The organism is Salinimicrobium oceani, from assembly GCF_012037645.1.
This window is the reverse complement of the sequence record NZ_JAAVJR010000431.1, coordinates 1-504: the sequence shown is the minus strand read 5'-3', so window position 1 is coordinate 504 and position 504 is coordinate 1. Positions and strand designations below refer to the sequence as shown.

General features: G+C 40.9%; 1 protein-coding gene. It reads left to right on the top strand.

The window, feature by feature from the left end; genetic code table 11:
- Window positions 1-504, top strand: a 504-nt coding sequence (locus HC175_RS17570) for a substrate-binding domain-containing protein (RefSeq protein WP_168139584.1), incomplete at both ends; no start/stop codon positions are given.

The window sequence follows — 504 nt, the reverse complement described above, 5'->3', positions numbered from 1 at the left end:
ATCGTCCATGATTTCTTTGCTACCGTGATTAGCGGGATAGAGGAAGTAGCAAATAAAAAAGGCTACAATGTCATAATATGTCTGTCAAATAATTCTTTTGACAGGGAGGTTATGAATATGGAAATGCTGGCCAACGGTAGTACAGACGGTTTTATTCTCTCTGTTGCCAAGGAAACTCAGCAAAAAGGAGATTATCATCACCTGCAGGAGGTCATAAACCAGGGTATGCCGGTGGTGTTGGTGGATAGAGTAGTGGAGGAGATCGTCTGCGATAAAGTGATTATTGATGATGCCGAAGGTGCTGCAAAAGCGGTTCAGCACCTTATAGATTCCGGCTGTAGCAATATTGGTATTATTACAACTGTGGATTACGTGAGTGTGGGGAAATTGAGAACCAATGGCTATCTGGATGCGCTGCGAAAGAATAATATGGTAATCAATGACGATCTTATCCTAAAAATAGAAGACATAGATCAAAGTCAGGAACAGATAAATGAATTTCTG